Here is a 24,944-nt window from a genome sequence, read left to right as displayed (position 1 = left end):
CTATCAACAAGTGACTTTTATACATGCAGCAACCTGACCCTTCGGCCAGTAACCAGCGCCGTTTTTTTAGCTACCTTCGGCAATACAAACTCGTCTTCTTTATCGCTATAGTGGGTATGATTGGGTATTCAGCGTTGGATACTTTTGTGATCTCTAATCTAAAGCCACTTATTGATGATTCACTGGGCAATGGCGACAGTAACTTCCTTCGCATTGCAGCGTACTCTATTGTGCCCCTGTTTATTTTACGGGGAATCTTTAATTTTATGGGGACGTACTCTCTCAATTGGATTGGCTCGCAAGTGGTCATGACAATGCGTCAGCAACTGTTTGACAAGTACATACATTTGCCCGTGACGTTTCACGATCAACAGGCTGTGGGAGCCCTGATCAGCAAAGTAACTTACGATACAGAGCAAGTATCAAAAGCCGCCAGTAAAGCCTTACTGACGTTAGTCAGGGAAGGGGCATTCGTTATCGGCCTTCTGGCAGTGATGTTGTACCAGTCTTGGCAGTTGTCAGTGATATTCCTCATTATCGGCCCGTTGGTGGCTATTATCGTTTCCATAGTGAGTAAGCGGTTCCGAAAAGTCAGTCGAAGTATTCAACAGTCTATGGGTAGTGTAACTGCAGCCGTTGAACAAGCGGTGAAAGGACATAAGGTGATCCTTATGTTCGGTGGTCAGGACTTTGAGCAAACCCGCTTTGCAAAGAAGAACAATGAAAACCGACAACAAACCATGAAGCTGGCTGTGACGCAAATACTCAGCGTGTCCTCTATTCAGGTGATAGCATCAGTGGCACTCGCCGTGGTGCTGTTTATGGCAAGTTTACCGTCAATAATGGAAACCCTCACTGCGGGTACCTTTATCAGTGTGGTGTTTTACTTGGTTATGCTGTTAAAGCCACTCAAGCAGCTAACCACCGTTAACAACGAATATCAAAGAGGCATGGCAGCATGTACCAGTATTTTCGAAGTTTTGGATGAAGAGATTGAAGTCAATACTGGAACACGCCATATCGACAGAGCGTCGGGCCATATCGCATTTAAAGATGTGACATTCACATACCCGGGTAAGGAAAATCCCGCATTGAGTGCTATTTCTTTTCAAGCCAAACCTGGTGAAACTGTCGCGCTTGTTGGTAAATCAGGAAGCGGAAAATCAACTATTTCATCTTTGCTCACGCGATTCTACCTGCCACAACAAGGTGAGGTAACGCTGGACGGAATAAACATTAACGACATTGAGCTTCGCGCGCTTCGAAAACAGTTCGCTACCGTTTCTCAGCATGTCACCCTTTTTAATGACACCATAGCAAACAACATTGCGTATGGTGTCATCGGTAAAGTATCCCGAGATGACATTATCGAAGCAGCTACAATGGCGCATGTAATGGAATTCGTTGATCAACTGGATAACGGCCTTGAAACTATTGTTGGTGAAAATGGTTTAATGCTCTCCGGCGGTCAGCGGCAACGTATCGCTATTGCACGAGCTATTCTCGCTAAAGCGCCTATTTTGATCCTTGATGAAGCGACGTCGGCTCTGGATACAGAATCAGAAAAACTCATTCAGGATGCGCTTGAAAATTTACAGGCGTCTTGCACGTCACTGGTGGTAGCGCATCGGTTGTCAACAATTGAAAAGGCCGACCAGATTATTGTCGTGGATCAGGGCCGTATTCTTGAGCAGGGACGCCACCATGAACTGCTTGCTAAAAAAGGGTACTACGCGCAGCTTCACTCGCTTCAGTTTCCGGAGCAGGTTTAGTCATGACCCTTCATGAATTGTGGTACAAGCGAAATGCATTCGCTTATTTGTTATCGCCACTTACAGTGTTATTTGCCTTTTTCAGTGCGTTGCGTAGGCTGTGCTTTCGCGTTGGAATATTTCAAACTTCAAAACCCGACGCAGTAGTTATCATTGTTGGCAATATTTCTGTAGGCGGAAACGGTAAGACGCCCGTCGTACTTGCTATTATTGACTACCTGAAACACAAAGGGGTAAGTGCAGGCGTATTGAGCCGTGGCTATGGCGGAAGTCATCAGTCTTTTCCTCATCAGGTGAATGCAGAAAATACTGCGGCAGAGGTAGGGGATGAACCTTTTCTGATTGCTAATCGAACGGCAGTACCTGTGGTGATTGACCCTAAGCGGGCACGAGGGGCCGCTTATTTGGCTGACGACCTGGGTTGTCAGGTTATTGTTTGTGATGATGGGCTTCAACATTATGCGCTTCAACGGGACGTAGAGCTGGTGGTTATGGATGCCCGTGGCGTCGGGAACGGAAATTTGCTTCCCATGGGTCCCCTACGGGAAGGTATCTGGCGTCTGCACACTGTCGATGGCATTGTGGCTAATGGCGATGTAGCATTTGATTCGCTTAGCGGCAACAAACTGAATACACCATTGTTTCCCATGTCTCTCATAGGAGAAGAACTGGTTAATGTGGTGGATAGTAGTAAACGCATGCCCGTGGTCGAGGTACGTCAAACTGCAACTGCGATTGCTGGTATTGGCCATCCTGAACGCTTTTTCCAGGCTCTAAAAGGCAAAGGTTTAACACTTAATCAAACGTTCGGTTTTAACGATCACCACGATTTTTCACCCGCGGACATCCCCTCTGGCATGGTGATTATGACTGAAAAAGATGCAGTGAAGGTCAAGCCTTTCGCCCACGATGAGTGTTGGTATCTCCCAGTTTGCGCGAGGTTACCAAAGGGGTTTTACGATTTGATTGACGCGGCATGCAATGCCGCATCTGATAAGGAATAACAATGAGTTTTGATGTTAAATTACTTGATGTACTCGCTTGCCCGATGTGCAAAGGGAAATTGGTTTTTTCAAAGGATAAGTCACAATTGTTATGTAGATTTGATCGCTTGAGTTTTGCAGTGGAGTCAGGCATTCCGGTACTCATTGAATCACACGCAAAACAGCTGACGCTGGAAGAAATGGACGACTTACAATAATGAAATTCACGGTAATTATTCCCGCTCGATATGGTTCGTCCCGATTCCCAGGCAAACCTCTGGCCGATATTAATGGTAGGCCTATGATCCAGCATACGGTTGAACGCGCCCAGGAAGCCGGAGCAGAGAATGTTATCGTGGCAACCGAAGACGCTCGTATCGCCCGGGTTGTCAATGATTTTGCACAAGTGGTGATGACAAGTGATCAACATGAATCTGGTACAGAGCGGCTTTCAGAAGTCATTCAGCAGTGCAAACTTAGCGATGATACGGTAGTCGTAAACGTTCAGGGCGATGAACCTTTTGTTCCAGCCAATAATATTCGACAAGTGGCAGAAAATTTAGCGGCTAGGGAAGATATAGCAATAGCTACGCTGGCCACACCGGTTGATTCTGCCGATGATGTGGTTAACCCCAATATTGTTAAGGTAGTGAGAAACGTTCGGCAAGAGGCCTTATATTTTTCGCGCTCACCAGTACCCTTTGACCGCGCAACCATGATGGAAAATCCCTTGCACGCTGATCCGAGTTTGTTCCTACGACATATTGGACTATATGCATACAAAGCAGGGTATGTGACCCGTTACGTTGCTTACTCGCCGACGATGCTAGAGCGCACGGAGTCATTAGAGCAATTGCGTGCTTTGTGGTATGGGGACAAAATTCACGTAGATATCGCAATGTCACCTCCACCAGTTGGTATAGACACGCCCCATGACTTAACACGCTTAGTCGCGTCGATGAGTAAGAGCAACTAATCAACTAGCCACCGTTATCAAAGGAGGTGAAAAATGAATATTGTTATTACCGGCGGAAATCGGGGTATCGGGCTTGCATTGGTAAAACAACTATGTGAACGGGGAGATAACGTGTTTGTGGCTTGTCGTAACAGTTCTGATGAATTGAATGAGACAAATGCCACGGTAATTACGGGTGTGGATGTTTCTAATCCTGATTCACTTGCCAATGCACTCGCGCCTCTTGCTGATATCAAAATCGACTGGCTTATTAATAACGCCGGTGTATTGGGCAATGAAACACTTGAAGACTGGGAACCTGCTACGATTGATTATCAGTTTCGTGTTAATGCGCTGGGACCTTTACTCGTTACTCAACGCTTACTCCCCAACATACAAGCGGGTGGGAAGATTGGGCTTGTCACCAGTCGGATGGGTTCTATGACGGACAATTCTTCCGGCGGTTATTATGGTTATCGTATGTCTAAGGCTGCCCTCAATGCAGCCGGGGTATCACTGGCTAACGATCTCAAAAGTCAGGATATCAGTGTTGCATTACTTCACCCTGGTTTCGTGAAAACCGAAATGGTAAACAAAGCGGGGGACGTAGAGCCAGAAACAGCTGCGCAGGGGTTGATCCGGCAAATGGAGCTGTTGAACATGGACTCGTCCGGTAGTTTCTTCCATGCCAACGGAACCGTGTTACCGTGGTAAAATCCTTACATCTAATCGCTGGGGCGATGCTAACGCTAACAGCATGCGACGTTCAAACTAACGCGGTTCCTAAAGAGGCCAGCTACTACTGGCAAGCAGGCCCTGCGCTACCAGAGCCCATTCAGGAAATATACCCAGCGGTTCACAAAAATGCCATTTATGTGGTGGGTGGACTTCGTGAAGCAGATGAAGGCTTTGCTGTTTCTGACAGGGTATATCGGCTGTCATCTCAAAGTGATAAGTGGCAGCGCCTTTCTGACTTCCCTGTGCCAGTTCATCACGCCATGTTGGTTTCTGCTGAGGGAAACCTCTGGGCATTTGGCGGTTTTACTGCAGCTGCAGATGGACAATGGAGTAACTCGTCAACTGTATACGCTTATGACGATGCTACTGATAGCTGGGCGAAAGCTGGAGATATGCCCGTTAAGTTGTCGGAAAGTATTTCTGCAGTTATCAATGGCAATATTCATTTAGCGGGCGGTCGAACCACAAATACGGATAATTACGCCTGGCAACATCACCTCGACTCTGCCTGGCACGGTGTTTATGATGCTGAGGGCGGGGTATGGAAAAGTGCCGCTGCGCTTCCCACGCCGCGAAACAGCGGTTGTAGTGTGGTCGTTGACGGGAAGTGGCATGTGATTGGCGGTAGAGTGGTGGACGAAGGGAACACTGGAGCCCATGACATCTTCGATCCCGAAACGGATAGTTGGTCGGCCGCAAAACCGATGCCAGAAGCACAAGGTGGTATTGGGTGCGTGGTTTATCGCGGCGATATTTATGTCTTTGGTGGTGAATACTTCGACAGTAATCAAAGCGGTGTTTATTACAAAGTGTGGCGGTACGAAACCAACCGTGAAAGGTGGCAGGATGTTTCTGTCATGCCTGTGCCCCGTCACGGTTTGGGCGTTGTGACAATGAACGACGCCATTTGGCTTATTGGCGGGGCGTCGAAAGCCGGCGCGAAAGAAACACGCAATACGGTTAGCGTGTTCAGCTTGGCGCCACACTGATTGTTTGCACTAAAAAATTTTAACGGGCAAAGGTAAATTACTCGTTTAACCCGTTTTATTCATCTTCTGAATCATCTTCAGGGTGAACAATTCCCCACACATCGTGTTCATCTGCATGGATGATCTCTGCCCACACTCTGTCTCCGGGTTTTACATCATAAACGCCATTTAAATGAACTACGCCATCTACTTCAGGTGCATCGGCATAGGTGCGACCTACAGCACCTTCACTGTCGAGACTATCGATTACCACCAGGTATTCCTGGCCGATTCGAGCTTTTAGTCGCGCTGCACTGATTTTGCTTTGTACTGACATAAAGCGAGCCAATCGATCTTGTTTTACGTCTTCAGGAACGGGATCTGGCAATTCGTTGGCTTTTGCACCTTCAACCGGGCTATAAGCAAAACAACCTACGCGGTCTAACTGCGCTTCGCGAATAAATGACAGCAGTTCCTCGAATTCTTCTTCGGTTTCACCCGGAAATCCAACAATGAACGTCGATCGGATAATCAATTGTGGGCACGCCTCACGCCATGCTTTTACTCGTTCAATAACCCTTTCAGCACTACCTGGTCGTTTCATTAAACGCAAAATACGCTTACTTGCGTGCTGGAAGGGGATATCAAGATAGGGTAGAAGACGCCCTTCGTTCATTAAGGGAATAAGATCATCAACATGAGGGTAAGGGTATACATAATGCAACCTTACCCACATATCCATTTCCCCTAGTTTTTCACACAATTGCTGCATGTGAGCTTTGACGGGCATTCCGTTCCAAAATCCCGTTCTGTGCTTCACATCTACGCCGTAAGCACTGGTATCTTGTGAAATTACAAGTAGTTCCTTTACGCCGGCGCCTTGTAGTCGTTTCGCCTCATCCAGAATTTCACCCACTGGACGGCTGACCAAATCACCGCGCATTGAGGGAATAATACAAAATGTGCAGCGGTGGTTGCAGCCTTCAGAAATTTTTAGATAGGCATAATGACGCGGTGTAAGTTTAACGCCGTGGTCGGGAACTAGATGCTCAAAAGGGTTATGTACGGGTTTTGGCAAGTGACTATGCACTTGTTCTACCACTGATTCATAAGCATGGGGGCCTGTGATAGCAAGTACATTTGGATGCACCTCGCGGATCTCGTCTTCTTTGATACCAAGACACCCCGTGACGATGACTTTGCCATTTTCCGCAAGTGCTTCACCTATGGTATCGAGGGATTCTTCAACTGCAGAATCGATAAAGCCACAGGTGTTAACGATCACCAAATCTGCATCATTGTAAGTCGGAACGACATCGTAGCCTTCAGTTCGTAATTGAGTGAGAATTCGCTCTGAATCCACAAGGTTTTTGGGACAGCCCAGGCTAACAAAGCCGATGCGGTTCCCAGTAGAAGGCGCATGACTACGATTATCGTCGAGAACTTTAACTGGCGTTTCCAGTGTCGTTGTCTGTTTGGGAGTAAAGGTCTTAACCGTCATAGCAATAGGCCAAATATCTGTATTAAAAAAATGGACGCGGATTATACAGTAACTATACAAGCATCGCAGCAGTAAGTTTCTTTTTTTGCTATACCAATCAGGCAAGCACGCCATCAATGCCGATTCGGCTTGAAACTAATAGGCTGAGAATGCAATAGTAGAAACTAAAATATCGCAAACCCAACAACAATAAGGGAACAACAATGAACTTGTATATCGTAGGTGATACAGGTTTGCCAGTGGAATCTATTCTACCGGTCATGGCAGAACTTCGAACAGAGCTTTCAGAAGTGTCGATGGCTACGCAAATTCGTCGTCAATTGGCAGCAGGTTATGAAATGATAGCAGCAATGGATGATGGTCAGGTAGCCGCTGTTTGCGGGTTCACCACTGGCGAAAAGTTGGCCTGGGGGAAGCATATTTATATTGATGATTTGGTTACTATTTCCAGCCATCAGGGACGAGGGGCGGGAAAATTGCTGCTTGATACTGTTGTGGATTTGGCGAAAGAAAGAGGGTGTCAGTCTGTCCATCTCGATTCTGGGGTGCAGCGCTTTGATGCACATCGCTTCTATCTGAAAAATCAATTCTTTATTGCCAGCCATCACTTCGCTCTAACGCTGTAGCCATGGTAAAACTACTTTTACCGCTCCATTGTTATGATGAGTCAGGACGCATAAAGCCACCGCGATGGTTGACGGTACTATTGATTTTGTTGTGCAGTGACTGGATTGCTTTGATTTTTTCTCTGGCAAGTATGGGTCATACGTCTCAGTTACTGGGTTTAATATATCCCGACAAAAGTCAATTTGGTTTGCGGTTAGTTGCATCCATTCCACTATTGATCGCGATTTTAATGCTTTCAAACAGGGAGCGGTTGTGGAAACGTCACTGGTATCGCTGGCGTATATTGTGTTGTGTTTTGATCGTTGTTGGGGTTGTGTGTAGTGCAATGATTCAAGTGCTGGCACTTTCTCATGACAACTGGGCTTTTCACGTAACCCCAGGTATTTTTCTTTTTCTCAATGGCTTGACCATTGTGAGTATTGCTAACAGCCGTCATGTGCGCTATATGCTACAGGACTGGCGTCAACCCGATGACACCAGTGGCCGGAACATTACTGCTGACGTTGCTTCAAAGCCTGATTAAAGTACTCGGCGACACTGATGTTACTGTCGTTAACCAGCCTTTCATAACAAATACCGGCGAAAGCGTAAGAACGTTCCCCAACATCCAACACGACAAAAGGCGCGTCGGGATTTGTCTCATCATAACGCCATTGTCCACCGGCTATATTGCGATAGCACTCGCCTAAATAAGCGCCGAAAACATTACATATGGTGAATACAGCAGAATCTTCCAGGGCGCTGTCTTGGTACTTGTCCAGTAACGACAGAAGAATATCGTCAATCAATGGAATGCTGTCAACGTCACCATTCAATTCAATATTGAATTCTTCTTGTGCGGTTTTGACTGCGTCAGCCGCACATTCTGTCATTAGTGTCACTAATTCAGATTGTTGCATGTATTTCTCCTTTTTTTGTTATTGTGCGCGTTATTCTTTACGGTGTCTATTCAGAGTCTCAATTATAAGGTTCGGGATGTGAGCCGATTGATAACACTGGCGGCAGCGTACATGCCAAAGGTGGCGGTGACGGTGACTACCGCGCCGAAGCCGCCAGCACAATCAAGCCGTGAACCATCTTCAAGGGCCGATTTATTAAAACACACACTGCCATCGGGTTGGGGATAGCGCAGTTGCTCAGTTGAATATACACACTCAACACCAAAGCGTCGTTTTGGATTTTTGCTAAAGCCATAGAATCTGCGCAAATCACTGCGTACTTTGGCCGCGAGAGGGTCTTGTATTGTTTTTGCCAGATCCCCTTTTTTTATACATGTCGGGTCAATCTGGCCGCCAGCGCCACCTAGCGTGACAATGTGTATTTTGTTGCGTTTACAGTGTGCGATAACGGCCGCTTTGGCTTTAACACTGTCGGTGGCTTCAATAACGCTGTGCATGTCAGAGGTAATGAGTTCTCTTACATTGTCGGGAGTGATAAAATCTTCAATAGCACTGACTTCACATGCAGGATTAATCATTTTTATGCGATCCGTAAGCACGTCAACCTTCGCTTGGCCGACTGTGTTGTCCAACGCATGTATTTGACGATTAATATTAGTGGTACACACATCGTCCAAATCGATAAGGGTGATTTTGCCAACGCCTGTGCGAGCCAGTGCTTCAGCACTCCAGGACCCAACTCCGCCGACACCAATTACACAGACATGGCTATTGCCCAACGCTGCGAGGCCAGCGTCACTGTATAGGCGTGCAACACCACCAAACCGTTGTTTTTCACTCGTCATGCTCTGAAATTCACCTCTTAGTCGTCTGGAGCTATGGTCTAAACGGCGTATTCTACCTAATTCACTTTAGAGTTGAAGCGCGCCTATGCGGATTTGTTAAAGTCACTCTGCTAGTTTCATGTCAGTTTAATGAAATAAACGGGGAATTGTTCTATTTCGCATTTTTACAATTGAACCTGTCACCTGGCTTTTATACTATTGCATTTGTATGTGTTGGTATAAGTGAAAAGTATTTCTCAAACGCAGCACGCTCCAGGTAGGAATAAGAACAGTCGTACTATAAACAGGAATGTAAATGAAACCAGTAATTTTAGCAGGCGGCTCTGGTAGCCGACTTTGGCCAAAGTCCAGAGCAGCGCTTCCCAAGCAGTTTCTCGCGCTAACCTCGGAACAAACCATGTTGCAGGAGACCGTAGCACGACTGAAAGGAACTGATTCTGAAGGCCCCATCTTCATTTGTAACGATGCACACCGTTTTTTGGTAGCAGAACAATTGCGTGTACAGAATATCAACCACGATGGCATTTTGTTAGAACCGGTGGGTCGCAATACAGCGCCTGCTATCGCCCTGGCGGCCTTGCATGCGACTAAAAATGGTGAAGACCCGGTATTACTGGTATTGGCGGCAGACCATTTGATCAAAGACACTCCCTCTTTTCATCAGGCCATTGAGAAAGCTGAAGTGTTGGCCAAATCTGGCGCCCTCGTGACTTTTGGTATCGTACCTGACCAGCCTCACACTGGGTACGGCTACATCAAGGCCGGAGAGGTCAAGGGCGAAGGGTTTGCTGTCGCGGAATTTGTAGAAAAGCCTGATTACACTACAGCAGAAGGATACGTTGCGTCAGGAAAGTATTTCTGGAACAGCGGTATGTTTATGTTTAAGGCGAGCCGATATCTCGAAGAACTCGAAAAATTCAATCCAGATATCCTCTCAGTTTGTCGCAGTGCCATTGAAACTGAATCTAATGACTTAGACTTTATTCGCGTGGATGCAGACATTTTTGCAACGTGTCCGGATGACTCCATCGATTACGCTGTAATGGAGAAAACTCAAAATGCTGCCATGGTGCCGTTGGACGCTGGTTGGTCAGATGTTGGCAGTTGGTCGTCTTTATGGGAAACCGCCGATAAAGATACCCGTGGAAACGTCATCATTGGCGATGCTATTTTAGAAGGCGTTAACAATAGCTATGTGAATGCAGAAGAACGCTTGATATCTGTGATTGGCTTAGATGACGTGGTAGTGGTAGAAACCAAAGACGCCATTATGGTTGCGCACAAGGACAAAGTGCAGGATATCAAAAATGTAGTAAATCGACTCAAAGCAGAGAAGCGACCTGAGTTTCAATATCACCGAGAGGTTTTCCGTCCTTGGGGTAGTTATGATGCCATCGATTCAGGACATCGTTTTCAGGTAAAACGGATTAAAGTTAAACCCGGTGAACAATTGTCAGTGCAAATGCATCATCATCGCGCAGAACATTGGGTGGTTGTTGCAGGCACGGCTAAGGTTACTGTAGGAGAAGAGACCGTTTTAGTGACGGAAAATGAATCCACGTATATACCTATCGGCGAAGTCCACTCCCTTGAGAACCCGGGTAAAATTCCTCTCGAACTCATTGAAGTACAGTCGGGTACTTATTTAGGGGAAGACGACATCGTTCGTTTTTCAGATCGCTACGGAAGAACAGAGAGTACAGATAAATAACATGACACAACCGATCACTTGTTTTAAGGCATATGACATTCGCGGCGAATTAAACAGCCAGCTTTCAGAATCTGTTGCGTACAGAATTGGGCGTGCGTTTGCTCAAGAACTCGATGCAAAATCAGTAGTGGTGGGCGGCGATGTAAGACTGACTTCTGCACCACTAAAACTCGCGTTAAGTGCCGGATTAATAGATGGCGGTGCTTCCGTCATTGACCTGGGAATGACCGGAACAGAAGAGATTTATTTTGCTACTAAGCATTTAGGCGTAGATGGCGGAATAGAGGTAACGGCCAGCCATAACCCAATTAATTATAACGGTATGAAACTTGTTAAAGCTGGTTCAGTACCCATTAGCGGTGATACCGGCTTAAATGCAATTAAAGACGCTGCTCAAGCATTGTCTGAGGAAGACGTATCCGCACGCCTAGCATATTATTGTAACGGCGAAACGATTGATGCTGACGCGTTTTTTGGTGGCCATGCTCATGTTTGTGGATCTGTTCTGAAGGCGTCCGGACAATATGTCGAGAAGGATTGTCTCGACGATTATGTCAAACACATTGTTTCTTATATTGATTTAGCAAAGCTAAAACCAATGAAACTGGTGGTAAATGCCGGTAACGGGGCAGCTGGTAAGGCCCTTGATGCCATCGAAAAGCTATTTATTAGCCAAGGCGTGCCTGTTAGTTTTATCAAAGTAAATCATGAACCTGACGGGAAGTTTCCCAACGGGATCCCGAATCCATTGTTACCCGAAAATCGCGCAGATACAGCCAATGCAGTGATAGAGCACGGCGCTGACTTTGGTATCGCGTGGGATGGTGATTTCGATCGCTGCTTCCTTTTTGATGCCAACGGTACCTTTATCGAGGGTTATTATATCGTTGGTTTGTTGGCACACGCTTTTATCGAAAAAGAAGCCAACGCTAAAATCATCTACGACCCGCGTGTTTACTGGAATACCGAAGATATTGTCAGACAAGCAGATGGCATACCGGTTAAAAGTAAAACTGGTCATGCTTTTATAAAAGAACGGATGCGAAAAGAAGATGCGGTTTACGGTGGTGAGATGAGTGCGCACCACTATTTCCGCGATTTTGCGTATTGTGATTCAGGTATGATCCCCTGGCTGCTGGTTGCAGAGCTGCTCTGCGTGCAAGGTAAGTCGTTGGATGAGTTGGTACAGGCGCGCATAGAGGCGTTTCCTTCTTCCGGTGAAATAAACAGCTTATTGAAGGATGCTGATGCTGCGCTGGCCAGAATACAGGAAAAATACGAATCTCAAGCCAAGGTTATAGACGATACAGACGGTATCGGCTACGAATTCGAGAATTGGCGGTTTAACCTTAGAAAGTCAAATACAGAACCAGTAATTCGTCTTAACGTTGAATCGAAAGGTGATATTGCTTTGATGGAAGCAAAAACAGAAGAATTACTGGCCATCATTCGGGCCGAATAGCGCTGTTATTTCGTGATTGAAGCTAAAAAACCCCGTGAAGCCAGCGGGGTTTTTTATGTGCAAACTATTAATCGAGCAGAAAAATAAGCCAAGCGTGGCACAACACTACAATAGTGGTAAGACCCATTCTTAACGTTATGTATGAAACAATGGCTTCCTTTGTTAACACTAAGCTTTTCTTATCATAAAACAATACAGCCAGGTAACTTAGCGAAAGTACGCCAAGTACCCAATATTGCCCTAAGAATACTAAGCAAAGCCAGCCAACAATAGTGGGTAGCATTGCTATGAAAAGTTGTTTATCAAACTGCTGCTTTTGTAAGGCATCCCACCAGTAAATACCACCAAAAAATGACAGTAGAACTGCTGAATACTGAGTGAAATACCGTGCAGCCTCACTTATGGGAAATAAACCCAAAGAGGCAAGTAACGGTAGTGCAAAAAAAGGAATTAATCCGGCAATACCTAGCATAACCACAGAGTAGGGCATGATAACCTCCGAAAAAAATAGCGCCTTAAGGCGCTATTTCATGTTGTTACAGCTTACTTTTCAACGGGAGTGAACTTTCGTTGATTGTGGCCTGTGTACATTTGACGTGGACGACCGATTTTTTGTTTCGGATCGCTCATCATTTCGTGCCAGTGTGAAATCCATCCTACTGTACGAGACAAGGCAAAAATACACGTAAACATATTCGTTGGAATACCGATTGCCTTTAAGATGATACCTGAATAGAAATCGACATTCGGGAACAATTTCTTCTCAGAGAAGTAAGGGTCGTTCAGAGCAATTTTTTCCAGTTCCATCGCAACATCAAGTAATGGATCCTGTACGTTGAGCTCTGCAAGAACTTCGTGACAACTTTCACGCATCACTGTTGCGCGAGGGTCGTAATTTTTATAAACCCTATGACCAAAGCCCATGAGACGGAACGGATCGTTTTTGTCTTTTGCACGCTCGATGAATTCGGGAATGCGATCAACACTGCCGATTTCTTCCAACATGTTAAGACATGCTTCATTTGCTCCGCCGTGTGCAGGACCCCATAGTGATGCAACACCAGCTGCAATACACGCATATGGGTTGGCACCAGAAGAGCCCGCAAGTCTTACTGTAGACGTAGATGCGTTTTGCTCGTGGTCTGCGTGCAAAGTGAAAATACGGTCCATTGCCAGCTCTACTGCCGGACTGATTTTGTAATCTTCTGCTGGAACAGAAAACATCATATTGAGGAAGTTTCCAGCGTAGCTTAAGTCATTGCGCGGGTATACAAAAGGCTGACCGACGTTGTACTTATAGCACATTGCAACCAGGGTTGGCATTTTTGCAATCAACCGGTGTGCGCTTCGTTTGCGGGCTTCTGGATCTGACACATCCAAATCACTGTGATAGAACGATGACATTGCACCCACTGTACCGCACAACATTGCCATTGGGTGGGCGTCGTTACGGAAACCGTGGAAGAACATGTTGATCTGTTCATGAACCATAGTATGGCGGGTAATGGTTTCACTAAAATCCTGATATTCTTCTTTGTTAGGCGCTTCTCCATTGAGAAGCATATAACAAACTTCTAAGTAAGAGGCGTCGCGTGCAAGTTCTTCAATTGGATAACCACGATGTAATAAAATTCCCTTAGCACCATCAATAAAAGTTATGGCTGATTCACAAGAACCCGTAGCCATAAAGCCTGGGTCAAAAGTAAAATAGCCATGAGCCCCTAATGAACGTACATCAATTACATCTTGACCCTCGGTTCCGGATAAAATCGGTAGTTCGACTTCTTTATCTCCGGCTTTCAGAATGGCCTTCTGATCTGCCATAAATGCTCTCCTCAGAATGTTTCTTTGGCAACATGCCCAACGTCGAAACGTCTTCGATGTTATAAAAAAGTGGCGTAGTTTTACTTTAAAATGCAGTGAAATGTCAATTTAATTGCAAAATTGTATATTTCTTATTCCAACATATTAAAAAGATAATTCAACACTTATTACATCTTATCTTAGTGTGATGTTTAAGTTACAAATAGTCTATTACAACTATTGATAGTTTGGTTTAAAAAAATTTATAGCTGAAAGGTTTGTATGAAACTTATTCTTTTTCAATTACATTAACTTCATCTGTCTTCCGAAAAACAGGACATTGGTGTACCATCGGCAAGTAATTGGCAATACCATACTACATTGTATAGTGTGACCAATGCACATTGCTATTGTTGTTGTATTATTATGTGAAACAATGTTTAAAACGTATACGACTAAAGTCTTAATACAGTACAAAAAATTGTAATTGTACAATGCGCTGGATATACTCAGTGCGCTTAAGAAAACTCATCGTTAAAATGTTAATTAAGCATTTAAAATACTTCACAAATTGTTAACAACTCAATGGATGAGGCAATTAACAGGTAAAACAACTGAATTACTATGTCAGGACATAAAAACAACATGTAATTCTAATCCCTACGGATCAAACAGGCATTAATTGTGAAAAAGCAAAGACCAGTAAATTTAGATCTCCAAACCATTAAATTTCCCCCTTCTGCTGTTTCTTCAATTCTCCACCGCGTAACCGGCGTCGCCATGTTTTTTGCACTTTTATTTGTGATATGGGCATGGGCAGTTTCTGTCTCTTCAGCTCAGGGTTTCGCAGATGTGCAAGCTATTATGGACGGAGTAATTGGAAAGTTGGTCGCTCTCGGCACCGCTTCAGCACTGACATATCACATCCTCGGCGGTATCCGCCACGTAATTATGGATATGGGTCATTGGGAAGAACTAGAGTCCGGCAACAACAGCGCTAAAGCGATTATAGCGTTGTGGGTTGTACTGACTATCGTTATTGGAGTTGCATTATGGTAACAAATCAGGCTAGCGTTAAACGCAATGGTGTACAGGACTTTGTCACACTGCGTACCACCGCTGCTGTCATCACAGCATTTTCTTTTTTCATGGCATGGTTTTTTATAACTACGGATGAGCTTACGTTTATAGTATGGCGTGGTTTGTTCGCTGGTCTTGGCATGAAAGTTTTCACCTTTGCTACCTTGTTATCAATTATGTTCCACGTTCGTGTGGGCTTGTGGCAAGTACTAACCGACTACGTAAAATCAGCGGCGCTGCGTTCTGTGATTTTGTTTGTGCTGAACCTAACTGCGTTTGTTTACGTTGCAGTTGGTCTGTTTGTTTTGTGGAGTATTTGATATGAGTTTACCAGTACATGAATTTGACGCTGTAGTAATCGGCGCTGGCGGTGCGGGTATGCGTGCCGCATTACAAATTTCCCAGTCGGGTAAATCTTGCGCGTTGTTGTCTAAAGTCTTTCCAACCCGATCTCACACAGTGTCCGCACAAGGCGGTATCACTGTAGCGTTGGGCAACTCCCACGAAGATAACTGGGAATGGCACATGTATGACACCGTTAAGGGCTCTGATTACATCGGTGATCAGGACGCTATCGAATATATGTGTAAAACTGGCCCGGAAGCCATTATTGAAATGGAAAACATGGGGCTGCCTTTCTCGCGATTCGAGAATGGTAAAATCTACCAGCGTCCGTTTGGCGGTCAGTCTAGAAATTTTGGTGGTGAGCAGGGTGCTCGTACGGCTGCTGCTGCAGACCGAACCGGTCACGCATTGCTGCATTTGCTTTATCAGCAAAATGTAAAAAATAAAACCAAGGTATTCTCTGAATGGTATGCACTTGATCTGGTGAAAAATCAGGATGGTGATGTAGTAGGTTGTACTGCAATTGATATTGAAACCGGTGAAGTCGTTTATTTCAAATCCCGCGCTGTTGTTTTAGCTACCGGTGGAGCGGGGCGCATCTTTGCGTCAACGACTAATGCTCACATTAACACTGGTGATGGTGTGGGCATGGCATTGCGTGCAGGTGTTGCAGTTCAGGATATGGAAATGTGGCAGTTCCACCCAACGGGTATTGCTGGCGCCGGTACACTGGTTACTGAAGGCTGTCGTGGTGAAGGTGGTTATTTGCTCAACAAAGACGGCGAACGCTTCATGGAGCGCTACGCTCCAAATGCTAAAGACTTAGCCGGTCGTGATGTAGTCGCACGTTCCATGATGACAGAGATCCGCGAAGGACGCGGATGTGAAGGTCCATGGGGAACCCACATTAAGCTCAAGCTCGATCACCTTGGCAAGGATGTTCTTGAGTCTCGTTTACCAGGCATTCTTGAGTTGTCCCGAACTTTCGCTCACGTTGACCCGGTTAAAGAGCCTATTCCGGTTATACCAACCTGTCACTATATGATGGGTGGAATCCCAACCAATGTAGATGGTCAGTGTTTGACTGTTGACGAAAACGGTAATGACAAGGTAGTCAACGGATTATTCGCCTGTGGTGAAATTGCCTGTGTTTCTGTACACGGCGCTAACCGTTTGGGCGGAAACTCACTACTCGATTTGGTTGTATTTGGTCGTGCCACAGGTTTACATCTGGGTGAAAAATTATCAGAAATTGCACCAAGTCGTGATGCTTCTGAGTCTGACCTTGACGCTGCAATGTCCCGCTTTAATCGTTGGGAAAGTTCTGAAAAAGGAAAGGGCGAAGACCCGGTACAGATAAAGAAAGATTTGCAAGAATGTATGCAGCTTAACTTCTCGGTGTTCCGCGAAGGTGACGCTATGGCTGATGGTCTTGAGCAACTTAAGGAAATCAGAGAGCGGCTTAAAAATGCTCGTTTGGATGATAAAAGTGCCGACTTTAATACTCAGCGCATTGAGTGTTTGGAACTGGACAACCTTATGGAAACTGCTTACAGCACTGCCGTTGCAGCAAACTTCCGCACTGAGAGTCGTGGTGCGCACAGTCGTTTCGACTTCCCTGAACGCGATGATGAGAACTGGTTATGCCACAGTATCTACAACCCAGCGACAGAAAGTATGTTGAAACGTGACGTCAATATGGCGCCTAAGTTACGGGAAGCGTTCCCGCCGAAAGTGCGTTCATATTAAGAGAGGCTAGTATCATGCAATTAAATTTTTCAATATATCGTTACAACCCTGAGGTTGATGACGCGCCTAAGATGCAAGACTTCAAGCTTGAAGTGGAAGAAGGGCAGGACATGATGGTGTTGGATGCGTTGCTCCAACTCAAAGAACAGGACCCTACTTTGTCGTTCCGTCGCTCATGCCGTGAAGGAGTATGTGGTTCAGATGGTATGAACATGAATGGCAAAAATGGCCTGGCATGTATTACGCCGCTTTCTGCTTTAGGTAAAGGAAAGATTGTCATCAGACCATTGCCTGGATTACCTGTTGTTCGTGATCTGGTTATAGACATGACACAGTTTTACAATCAGTATGAGAAAATTAAACCGTTCCTCATTAATGACAGTAAGCAGCCTCCGGCCCGCGAGCATCTTCAGTCACCTGAAGATCGCGCTAAGTTAGATGGCCTGTATGAGTGTATTCTGTGTGCCTGTTGTTCAACGTCATGTCCGTCTTTCTGGTGGAATCCAGAAAAATTTGTTGGTCCTGCAGGTCTGTTGCATGCTTATCGTTTTCTTATCGATAGTCGTGACACTGCTACTGAAGAACGGCTTAACGATCTTGATGATGCGTTCAGCGTCTTCCGCTGTCACGGTATTATGAACTGTGTCAGTGTTTGTCCTAAAGGACTAAACCCAACAAAAGCAATTGGACAAATTAAGTCAATGCTTTTACAACGGGCTGTTTAGTACATTTTCTGACTCTTTTTAATGGGTACAGACTGTATTTCACTGAATGGCCATCCGTTGGGATGGCTATTTTTTTATATATACGGCATAAACGGTTGGTTCTTATAAAAATAACAGCCATAATATAAAGCCGTATTAAAAGTTTTTCCTAAACGTAGCAAGGCACAATAATGCAAGAAAGCGTGATGAAAGCGTGGTGGGATTCCTCGCATATGGCGGGCGCCAACGCTGCCTATGTGGAAGAGCTGTACGAAATGTACATCGATGATCCACAAAGCGTTTCTGATTCCTGGCGACAGGTCTTCGACTCCCTACCGAAGGTCGACGGCGTTGAATTGGAAACAAACCATACGTCCATTAAAAACCAGTTCAGACAGTTAGCGGCTTTAGGCCCGATTGCAAGAATGACCTCGGGCTCGTCTCAAGAGGGAGGAAGTCCTTCTGATGACCGTCAGGTCAAGGTTTTGCAATTGATTAACGCTTACCGTTTTCGTGGTCACCAGAACGCAAATTTAGATCCGCTCGGATTGTGGAAACAACCCAAAGCAAGGGATTTAGACCTTTCTCACCACAGTCTGACTGATGCAGATCTTGACGTTAATTTTAATGTAGGTTCCTATGCCATTGGTAAAGATACCATGTCATTAGGGGAACTCTACAAGTCACTTAATCGAACATATTGCGGTTCAGTGGGTGCGGAATATATGCACATCACTGATACTGAGCAAAAACGCTGGTTGCAACAGCGCATCGAGTCTGTTGAGGCTCGTCCTCAGATTAGTAAAGAACAAAAAATTTCTATTCTTAAGGGCTTAACCGCTGCCGATGGAATGGAAAAATACTTGGGAGCCAAGTTTCCAGGTGCAAAACGATTCTCCCTTGAAGGTGGTGACGCACTTATTCCCATGTTGAAAGGGCTTATTACCGAAGCGGGAAGCGTTGGTACCAAAGAGGTCGTGATTGGTATGGCTCACCGCGGGCGTCTGAATGTACTGGTTAATGTCTTGGGTAAGAACCCATCCGTACTGTTCGATGAGTTTTCCGGAAAACACGATAACTCATTGGGTTCCGGCGACGTGAAATATCACGCCGGTTTCTCATCCGATTTTGCAACACCCGGTGGCAATGTTCACCTTGCACTGGCGTTCAACCCCTCTCACCTTGAGATTGTTAACCCGGTTGTAATGGGTTCTGTTCGAGCGCGTATCGACCGTCGAAACGACGATTTTGGCAAGGTGTTACCCATAACTATTCACGGCGATTCAGCTATTGCCGGACAGGGTGTGGTTCAGGAAACGTTTAACATGTCTCAAACCCGCGGTTTTGCTGTGGGCGGTACCGTGCGAATTGTTATCAACAATCAGGTTGGTTTCACTACGTCCAAAACTGAAGACACACGTTCTACGCAGTACTGTACCGACATTGCGAAAATGGTTCAGGCACCTATTTTTCACGTTAATTCTGACGATCCTGAAGCAGTTTTGTTTGTCACAAACCTGGCATTAGAATATCGCAACAAATTCAAGAAAGACGTTGTTATTGATTTGGTTTGCTATCGCCGTCACGGCCACAATGAGTCAGATGAGCCAAATGCTACGCAACCTTTGATGTACCAAAAAATTAAGAAACATCCGGTACCTCGTCAGCTCTACGCTGACCAATTAGTTGCAGAAGGTTCCATTGAGGCCCGCGATGCTGAGAAAATGATTGAAGAGTATCGTGCAGCATTGGATCATGGTGCATGTGTTGTTGAAGAATGGCGTCCAATGACTGAGCACTCTGTCGACTGGACTCCATTTATCGGCCATGATTGGGATGTTCCATATGACGGAAGTATTTCAGTAGAAAAACTGAAGGCGCTAGGGGAGTCCATTAGCGATTACCCGGAAGATTTCAAACTACATTCCCGCGTTAATAAGGTTTATCAAGACCGCAAAGCCATGGCTTCCGGTGACAAACCTCTGGACTGGGGAATGGCGGAAAATCTTGCTTATGCATCTATTGTTGACGACGGTCACAATATTCGTATGACTGGGCAGGATTCCGGTCGAGGCACTTTTTTCCATCGCCATGCAGTTTTGCATAACCAGACAAACGCTGGCACTTTTATGCCCCTTCAGAATATCCGTGATGGGCAAGGCGAAATTGAGATCTTTGACTCTGTTCTGTCTGAAGAGGCAGTAATGGCGTTTGAGTATGGATTTGCCACTGCCGAACCCAGTTGCCTTACTATTTGGGAAGCGCAGTTCGGTGATTTTGCCAATGGTGCGCAGGTTGTGTTCGACCAGTTCTTAAGCTCGGGCGAAGCCAAGTGGGGTCGTTTGTGTGGTCTTACAGTACTGTTACCACATGGTTACGAAGGTCAAGGTCCTGAGCACAGTTCAGCCCGCCTTGAGCGTTTCCTGCAAATGTGCGCCGATCACAACTGGCAGGTTTGTGTACCTTCTACACCAGCTCAGGTCTTCAATATGATTCGCCGGCAGGTTATTCGACCCATGCGTAAACCGCTTATTGTAATGTCGCCGAAATCATTGTTGCGTCACCCTCTGGCGGTATCAACACTTGAAGAACTTTCTGAAGGTGTATTTAAAAACGTTATCGGCGAAATTGATGACATTGATGCAGCTAAAGTTAAGCGTGTGGTGATGTGCTCCGGTAAGGTATATTACGATTTGCTTGACCAACGCCGTAAGAATGAACAGGATGACGTCGCGATTATTCGTCTGGAACAGCTGTATCCCTTTCCACAGGAAGAATGCGCTAAAATTGTAGCGCAATACAGTCATGTTAAAGATTGGGTATGGTGCCAGGAAGAGCCTCAGAATCAAGGCGCTTGGTACAACAGTCAGCATCACTTCTGGCAAGCCATTCCCGATGGCGCAAAATTATCATACGCGGGACGTGAAGCGTCAGCTTCTCCTGCTGTAGGCTATTTATCAGTACACAACCAGCAACAGAAAGCCCTGGTTGAAGACGCACTCACGATTAAATAAAGGAACAGAGATGACAATTGAGATAAAAGTTCCGGTTCTGCCCGAATCAGTTGCCGATGCCACCATTGCAACTTGGCATGTAAAGGCCGGTGACACAGTAAAACGCGATCAAAACCTGGTTGATATTGAAACTGATAAAGTTGTGCTTGAAGTGGTTGCACCTGCTGATGGTGTGATTGGTGAGATCTTAAACGAAGAAGGCGCAACAGTACTGGGCGAACAAGTTATCGCCAAATTGAGCAAAGGCGATGGTGCGCCAGCAGCTGCTAAGCCTGCAGAATCCAAAGATGCGGCAAAAGCAGACGCACCTGCGGCTTCTGGTAAAACGAGTGATGTTAAAGTACCGGTTTTGCCTGAGTCAGTAGCTGATGCCACTATCGCTACATGGCACGTTGCAGTTGGCGAAGCAGTGAGCAGAGACCAGAACCTTGTAGACATCGAAACTGACAAGGTTGTACTTGAAGTTGTTGCTCCTGCAGATGGGGCTCTTTCTGAGATCCTTGCTGAAGAAGGTGCCACTGTTACCGCAGAAGAAGTAATCGCGAAATTCGTTGAAGGTGCTTCCGGTTCAGCTTCTGCACCTGCTGCAGCTGCGTCTGATGATAGCGAAGATAGTGATGCACTTAGTCCTTCCGTTCGCCGCCTGCTGGCCGAAAAAGGTGTTGATGCATCTAAGGTGAAAGGCTCAGGTAAAAACGGCCGCATTACCAAAGAAGATGTTGAGCAATATCTTAAAGCTGGTAGCGATACCAAGACCGCTCCTGCAGCAAAATCTGAAACGGTAGCTGACCTGCCCACTGGCGATCGTACCGAAAAACGTGTTCCCATGACACGTCTTCGCAAAACAATTGCTAATCGCCTGCTTGAGGCGAAAAATTCCACAGCCATGTTGACGACATTTAACGAAGTTAATATGAAGCCAATCATGGATTTGCGTAAGCAATATCAGGACAGTTTTGAGAAGCGCCACGGTATTCGCCTTGGCTTTATGTCTTTCTATGTAAAGGCGGTTACTGAAGCACTTAAGCGCTTCCCGGATGTTAACGCTTCTATTGATGGTGACGACATCTGTTATCACAATTATTTCGATATCTCTATTGCCGTGTCTACTCCGCGAGGTTTGGTGACTCCGGTATTGAAGGATACGGACAGCCTGGGTATGGCGGGTATCGAGAAAGGTATTAAAGCGCTGGCACTTAAGGGGCGTGATGGCAAGTTGTCCATGGCCGAACTCCAGGGTGGTAATTTCACCATTACCAATGGTGGCGTTTTCGGTTCTCTGATGTCTACGCCTATCATCAATCCTCCACAAAGTGCTATCCTTGGAATGCATAAAATCCAGGATCGCCCTATGGCGGTAAATGGCAAGGTGGAAATACTGCCTATGATGTACCTTGCATTGTCTTATGACCACCGGATTATCGATGGTAAAGAGTCAGTTGGCTTCCTGGTTACCGTGAAGGAAATGCTGGAAGATCCAACACGTCTGTTACTAGACGTATAAATTGATTTGTAATTGTGTGCAGGTAAACACTCACTGCGAATGTTTACCTGTGCACCTGGTCAGTCTTTGAGTGAACAAGGCTGATATTTTAATCAAGTCGCGTGTGCGGCTTTTGTCTTACTAAAAATCGGATAGAAACACCATGAATTTGCATGAATACCAAGGTAAGCAGCTATTCAAAGAATACGGCTTACCAGTTTCTGAAGGATACGCATCAGATACACCTGAAGGTGCAGTAGAAGCAGCCGATCGAATCGGCGGTGACGAGTGGGTAGTAAAATGTCAGGTACATGCTGGCGGTCGCGGTAAAGCTGGCGGCGTTAAGCTTGTAAAAGACAAAGAAGACATTCGTGCTTTTGCTGAAAAATGGCTTGGCAAAAATTTGGTGACTTTCCAGACTGACGAAAAAGGTCAGCCTGTTAGCAAGATCCTGGTTGAATCTTGCACTGATATCGCCAACGAATTGTACTTAGGTGCGGTTGTTGATCGCGGTACGCGTCGGGTTGTTTTCATGGCTTCAACAGAGGGCGGTGTCGAAATCGAAACCGTTGCTGAAGAAACACCTGAAAAAATCCTGAAAGCTGAAATTGACCCTATTGTTGGTCCTCAGCCTTATCAAGCACGTGAAATGGCATTTAAACTGGGTCTGGAAGGCGTACAAGTTAAGCAATTTACGCAGATCTTCCTCGGTCTGGCGAAAATGTTTGAAGATCTTGACCTTGCGCTGATTGAAATTAACCCACTGGTTATTAAAACTGATGGCAACCTGCACTGCCTCGACGCCAAACTGGGCGTAGACGGTAACGCATTGTATCGTCAGAAGAAAGTTAAAGAGATGCACGATCCTTCACAGGAAGATGCCCGTGAAGCGCACGCTGCGTCTTTCGAGCTGAACTATGTTGCACTAGACGGTAACGTAGGTTGTATGGTTAACGGTGCAGGCCTTGCAATGGGTACAATGGACATCGTAAACCTACACGGCGGCAAGCCAGCTAACTTCCTGGATGTTGGTGGCGGCGCGACCAAAGAGCGCGTTGCTGAAGCATTCAAAATCATCCTGTCTGACAGCAATGTTAAAGCAGTATTGGTAAACATCTTCGGTGGTATCGTGCGTTGTGACATGATCGCAGAAGGTATCATCGGCGCAGTAAAAGAAGTCGGCGTTGAAGTGCCTGTTGTTGTACGTCTCGAAGGTACAAACGCTGATCTTGGCCGTGATGTTCTAGCTAACTCTGGTCTTGATATCATCGCTGCTGAATCGCTGACTGATGCAGCAGAAAAAGTTGTTGCTGCAGCGGAGGGCAAATAATGTCTGTATTAATTAATAAAGATACTAAAGTAATTTGTCAGGGTTTCACTGGCGGTCAGGGTACATTCCACTCTGAGCAAGCAATTGCTTACGGTACGCAAATGGTCGGTGGTGTAACACCGGGCAAAGGCGGTACTGAGCACTTAGGTCTTCCTGTATTCAATACTGTACGTGAAGCGGTAGAAGCAACTGGCGCAACTGCAACAGTTATCTACGTACCAGCACCTTTTTGTAAAGATTCAATTGTTGAAGCTGCAGATGCGGGTATCGAGTTAATCGTGTGTATCACTGAAGGTATCCCAACCCTTGATATGCTTTACGTGAAAGAATACGTAGAGGCGAAAGGTGTTCGCATGATTGGCCCTAACTGCCCAGGTGTTATCACTCCTGGAGAGTGTAAGATTGGTATCATGCCTGGTCACATACACAAGCCTGGTAAAGTAGGTATTGTTTCTCGCTCTGGTACGCTCACGTACGAAGCAGTTAAACAAACTACTGACGAAGGTTTCGGCCAATCAACTTGTGTTGGTATCGGTGGTGACCCAATCCCAGGTTCTAACTTCATCGACATCCTGAAAATGTTCCAGGACGATCCACAGACTGAAGCCATTGTAATGATTGGTGAAATCGGTGGTACTGCTGAAGAAGAAGCGGCTGCTTTCATCAAAGAAAATGTAACTAAGCCGGTTGTTTCTTATATTGCTGGTGTAACAGCGCCTCCTGGTAAGCGCATGGGCCATGCCGGTGCAATTATCGCAGGTGGTAAAGGTACTGCAGACGATAAATTTACAGCGCTTGAAGCAGCAGGCGTTAAGACTGTTCGCTCTCTGGCCGACATCGGTAAAGCATTGCGCGAACAAACAGGCTGGTAATACTGCCTTTGTTTACTAAAGCCCGCATATTTGCGGGCTTTTTTTTGCCCATCACAATAGGGTTCAAGACATGAGTCACATTGTAGTATTCTAAATTGGGAAT

Annotated in this window: 23 protein-coding genes; 18 read left to right on the top strand and 5 right to left on the bottom strand. The window is 45.8% G+C overall.

Annotated features, from left to right (window positions below):
- Nucleotides 1–23 precede the first annotated feature (23 nt).
- From msbA to ACXACM_RS13790, 6 genes are read left to right on the top strand one after another with little or no spacing between them, the layout of a single operon-like run.
- Nucleotides 24–1,772 carry a lipid A export permease/ATP-binding protein MsbA gene (msbA, locus tag ACXACM_RS13815; protein ID WP_474822431.1) on the top strand — a complete coding sequence of 583 codons (1,749 nt, stop codon included), beginning with the start codon at nt 24–26 and terminating at the stop codon, nt 1,770–1,772.
- Nucleotides 1,773–1,774: 2 nt separating this feature from the next.
- Nucleotides 1,775–2,776: a tetraacyldisaccharide 4'-kinase gene (gene lpxK, locus ACXACM_RS13810; protein ID WP_474822430.1), complete on the top strand. Its 1,002-nt coding sequence runs from the start codon at nt 1,775–1,777 to the stop codon at nt 2,774–2,776.
- 2 nt (nt 2,777–2,778) lie between these two features.
- Nucleotides 2,779–2,973 (top strand): Trm112 family protein, encoded by a 195-nt coding sequence (locus ACXACM_RS13805; RefSeq protein WP_474822429.1) that lies wholly within the window; start codon nt 2,779–2,781, stop codon nt 2,971–2,973.
- Nucleotides 2,973–3,731, top strand: coding sequence for a 3-deoxy-manno-octulosonate cytidylyltransferase (kdsB, locus tag ACXACM_RS13800; protein WP_474822428.1), 759 nt, complete (start codon nt 2,973–2,975; stop codon nt 3,729–3,731). Before ACXACM_RS13805 ends, kdsB begins: the two co-directional genes overlap by 1 nt.
- Nucleotides 3,732–3,764: 33 nt before the next feature.
- On the top strand, nt 3,765–4,424 hold the full coding sequence (locus ACXACM_RS13795) for an SDR family oxidoreductase (RefSeq protein WP_474822426.1): 660 nt from the start codon (nt 3,765–3,767) through the stop codon (nt 4,422–4,424).
- Nucleotides 4,418–5,437, top strand: a complete 1,020-nt coding sequence (locus ACXACM_RS13790; RefSeq protein ID WP_474822425.1) for a Kelch repeat-containing protein — start codon at nt 4,418–4,420, stop codon at nt 5,435–5,437. The genes ACXACM_RS13795 and ACXACM_RS13790 overlap by 7 nt, the downstream gene beginning before the upstream one ends.
- A gap of 55 nt (nt 5,438–5,492) precedes the next feature.
- Here ACXACM_RS13790 and rimO read toward each other — a convergent pair whose 3' ends face one another.
- The gene (gene rimO, locus ACXACM_RS13785; protein WP_474822423.1) at nt 5,493–6,917 is read right to left on the bottom strand and encodes a 30S ribosomal protein S12 methylthiotransferase RimO; all 1,425 of its coding nucleotides are present in this window, start codon (nt 6,915–6,917) and stop codon (nt 5,493–5,495) included.
- A gap of 203 nt (nt 6,918–7,120) precedes the next feature.
- Between rimO and ACXACM_RS13780 the strand changes: the two genes are divergently transcribed.
- Nucleotides 7,121–7,543: a GNAT family N-acetyltransferase gene (locus ACXACM_RS13780; RefSeq protein WP_474822421.1), complete on the top strand. Its 423-nt coding sequence runs from the start codon at nt 7,121–7,123 to the stop codon at nt 7,541–7,543.
- A 2-nt stretch (nt 7,544–7,545) separates the two neighbouring features.
- Nucleotides 7,546–8,067, top strand: coding sequence for a DUF2919 family protein (locus ACXACM_RS13775; RefSeq protein WP_474822420.1), 522 nt, complete (start codon nt 7,546–7,548; stop codon nt 8,065–8,067).
- Here ACXACM_RS13775 and ACXACM_RS13770 read toward each other — a convergent pair.
- On the bottom strand, nt 8,036–8,443 hold the full coding sequence (locus ACXACM_RS13770) for a hypothetical protein (protein ID WP_474822419.1): 408 nt from the start codon (nt 8,441–8,443) through the stop codon (nt 8,036–8,038). The genes ACXACM_RS13775 and ACXACM_RS13770 overlap by 32 nt on opposite strands.
- Before the next feature lie 62 nt (nt 8,444–8,505).
- Complete coding sequence (tcdA, locus tag ACXACM_RS13765) at nt 8,506–9,288, bottom strand: tRNA cyclic N6-threonylcarbamoyladenosine(37) synthase TcdA (RefSeq protein ID WP_474822417.1); 783 nt, start codon at nt 9,286–9,288, stop codon at nt 8,506–8,508.
- A 295-nt stretch (nt 9,289–9,583) separates the two neighbouring features.
- On the opposite strand from tcdA, the gene ACXACM_RS13760 reads away from it, so the two are divergent.
- Together ACXACM_RS13760 and ACXACM_RS13755 are read left to right on the top strand one after the other, a co-directional pair.
- The gene (locus ACXACM_RS13760; protein WP_474822416.1) at nt 9,584–10,999 is read left to right on the top strand and encodes a mannose-1-phosphate guanylyltransferase/mannose-6-phosphate isomerase; all 1,416 of its coding nucleotides are present in this window, start codon (nt 9,584–9,586) and stop codon (nt 10,997–10,999) included.
- Between the two features lies 1 nt (nt 11,000).
- Nucleotides 11,001–12,461 (top strand): phosphohexomutase domain-containing protein, encoded by a 1,461-nt coding sequence (locus ACXACM_RS13755; RefSeq protein ID WP_474822415.1) that lies wholly within the window; start codon nt 11,001–11,003, stop codon nt 12,459–12,461.
- A gap of 67 nt (nt 12,462–12,528) precedes the next feature.
- On the opposite strand, the gene ACXACM_RS13750 is transcribed toward ACXACM_RS13755, so the two are convergent.
- Both ACXACM_RS13750 and gltA read right to left on the bottom strand, forming a co-directional pair.
- The gene (locus ACXACM_RS13750; RefSeq protein WP_474822414.1) at nt 12,529–12,951 is read right to left on the bottom strand and encodes a DUF3429 domain-containing protein; all 423 of its coding nucleotides are present in this window, start codon (nt 12,949–12,951) and stop codon (nt 12,529–12,531) included.
- A 53-nt stretch (nt 12,952–13,004) separates the two neighbouring features.
- The gene (gene gltA, locus ACXACM_RS13745) at nt 13,005–14,285 is read right to left on the bottom strand and encodes a citrate synthase (protein ID WP_474822413.1); all 1,281 of its coding nucleotides are present in this window, start codon (nt 14,283–14,285) and stop codon (nt 13,005–13,007) included.
- A gap of 663 nt (nt 14,286–14,948) precedes the next feature.
- On the opposite strand from gltA, the gene sdhC reads away from it, so the two are divergent.
- The 8 genes from sdhC to sucD all read left to right on the top strand — a co-directional run bounded on the left by sdhC (nt 14,949) and on the right by sucD (nt 24,841).
- A complete protein-coding gene (gene sdhC, locus ACXACM_RS13740) occupies nt 14,949–15,323 on the top strand; it encodes a succinate dehydrogenase, cytochrome b556 subunit (RefSeq protein WP_474822411.1) in 375 nt (124 codons plus the stop codon).
- Nucleotides 15,317–15,664, top strand: coding sequence for a succinate dehydrogenase, hydrophobic membrane anchor protein (gene sdhD / locus ACXACM_RS13735; protein ID WP_474822410.1), 348 nt, complete (start codon nt 15,317–15,319; stop codon nt 15,662–15,664). Before sdhC ends, sdhD begins: the two co-directional genes overlap by 7 nt.
- A gap of 1 nt (nt 15,665) precedes the next feature.
- Nucleotides 15,666–17,438, top strand: a complete 1,773-nt coding sequence (gene sdhA, locus ACXACM_RS13730) for a succinate dehydrogenase flavoprotein subunit (RefSeq protein ID WP_474822409.1) — start codon at nt 15,666–15,668, stop codon at nt 17,436–17,438.
- Nucleotides 17,439–17,452: 14 nt separating this feature from the next.
- Nucleotides 17,453–18,163 (top strand): succinate dehydrogenase iron-sulfur subunit, encoded by a 711-nt coding sequence (locus ACXACM_RS13725; protein ID WP_474822408.1) that lies wholly within the window; start codon nt 17,453–17,455, stop codon nt 18,161–18,163.
- Nucleotides 18,164–18,333: 170 nt separating this feature from the next.
- Complete coding sequence (locus tag ACXACM_RS13720) at nt 18,334–21,156, top strand: 2-oxoglutarate dehydrogenase E1 component (RefSeq protein ID WP_474822406.1); 2,823 nt, start codon at nt 18,334–18,336, stop codon at nt 21,154–21,156.
- Between the two features lie 10 nt (nt 21,157–21,166).
- On the top strand, nt 21,167–22,660 hold the full coding sequence (gene odhB, locus ACXACM_RS13715; protein ID WP_474822404.1) for a 2-oxoglutarate dehydrogenase complex dihydrolipoyllysine-residue succinyltransferase: 1,494 nt from the start codon (nt 21,167–21,169) through the stop codon (nt 22,658–22,660).
- A 142-nt stretch (nt 22,661–22,802) separates the two neighbouring features.
- Entirely contained in the window at nt 22,803–23,969 is a 1,167-nt protein-coding gene (gene sucC / locus ACXACM_RS13710) for an ADP-forming succinate--CoA ligase subunit beta (RefSeq protein ID WP_070124077.1), read from the top strand.
- Entirely contained in the window at nt 23,969–24,841 is an 873-nt protein-coding gene (gene sucD, locus ACXACM_RS13705; protein ID WP_474822403.1) for a succinate--CoA ligase subunit alpha, read from the top strand. Before sucC ends, sucD begins: the two co-directional genes overlap by 1 nt.
- Nucleotides 24,842–24,944 lie beyond the last annotated feature (103 nt).

It is taken from the genome of Alteromonas sp. AWQ4_252, assembly GCF_056158205.1.
The sequence above is the reverse complement of the archived record's forward strand: the minus strand, read 5'-3'. Positions and strand labels throughout refer to the sequence as shown.

Coding starts and splice junctions, on each gene's coding strand:
- msbA (WP_474822431.1), top strand. CDS start 24: ATGCAGCAACCTGACCCTTCGGCCAGTAACCAGCGCCGTTTTTTTAGC.
- lpxK (WP_474822430.1), top strand. CDS start 1,775: ATGACCCTTCATGAATTGTGGTACAAGCGAAATGCATTCGCTTATTTG.
- ACXACM_RS13805 (WP_474822429.1), top strand. CDS start 2,779: ATGAGTTTTGATGTTAAATTACTTGATGTACTCGCTTGCCCGATGTGC.
- kdsB (WP_474822428.1), top strand. CDS start 2,973: ATGAAATTCACGGTAATTATTCCCGCTCGATATGGTTCGTCCCGATTC.
- ACXACM_RS13795 (WP_474822426.1), top strand. CDS start 3,765: ATGAATATTGTTATTACCGGCGGAAATCGGGGTATCGGGCTTGCATTG.
- rimO (WP_474822423.1), bottom strand. CDS start 6,917: ATGACGGTTAAGACCTTTACTCCCAAACAGACAACGACACTGGAAACG.
- ACXACM_RS13780 (WP_474822421.1), top strand. CDS start 7,121: ATGAACTTGTATATCGTAGGTGATACAGGTTTGCCAGTGGAATCTATT.
- ACXACM_RS13775 (WP_474822420.1), top strand. CDS start 7,546: ATGGTAAAACTACTTTTACCGCTCCATTGTTATGATGAGTCAGGACGC.
- ACXACM_RS13770 (WP_474822419.1), bottom strand. CDS start 8,443: ATGCAACAATCTGAATTAGTGACACTAATGACAGAATGTGCGGCTGAC.
- tcdA (WP_474822417.1), bottom strand. CDS start 9,288: ATGACGAGTGAAAAACAACGGTTTGGTGGTGTTGCACGCCTATACAGT.
- ACXACM_RS13760 (WP_474822416.1), top strand. CDS start 9,584: ATGAAACCAGTAATTTTAGCAGGCGGCTCTGGTAGCCGACTTTGGCCA.
- ACXACM_RS13755 (WP_474822415.1), top strand. CDS start 11,001: ATGACACAACCGATCACTTGTTTTAAGGCATATGACATTCGCGGCGAA.
- ACXACM_RS13750 (WP_474822414.1), bottom strand. CDS start 12,951: ATGCCCTACTCTGTGGTTATGCTAGGTATTGCCGGATTAATTCCTTTT.
- gltA (WP_474822413.1), bottom strand. CDS start 14,285: ATGGCAGATCAGAAGGCCATTCTGAAAGCCGGAGATAAAGAAGTCGAA.
- sdhD (WP_474822410.1), top strand. CDS start 15,317: ATGGTAACAAATCAGGCTAGCGTTAAACGCAATGGTGTACAGGACTTT.
- sdhA (WP_474822409.1), top strand. CDS start 15,666: ATGAGTTTACCAGTACATGAATTTGACGCTGTAGTAATCGGCGCTGGC.
- ACXACM_RS13725 (WP_474822408.1), top strand. CDS start 17,453: ATGCAATTAAATTTTTCAATATATCGTTACAACCCTGAGGTTGATGAC.
- ACXACM_RS13720 (WP_474822406.1), top strand. CDS start 18,334: ATGCAAGAAAGCGTGATGAAAGCGTGGTGGGATTCCTCGCATATGGCG.
- odhB (WP_474822404.1), top strand. CDS start 21,167: ATGACAATTGAGATAAAAGTTCCGGTTCTGCCCGAATCAGTTGCCGAT.
- sucC (WP_070124077.1), top strand. CDS start 22,803: ATGAATTTGCATGAATACCAAGGTAAGCAGCTATTCAAAGAATACGGC.
- sucD (WP_474822403.1), top strand. CDS start 23,969: ATGTCTGTATTAATTAATAAAGATACTAAAGTAATTTGTCAGGGTTTC.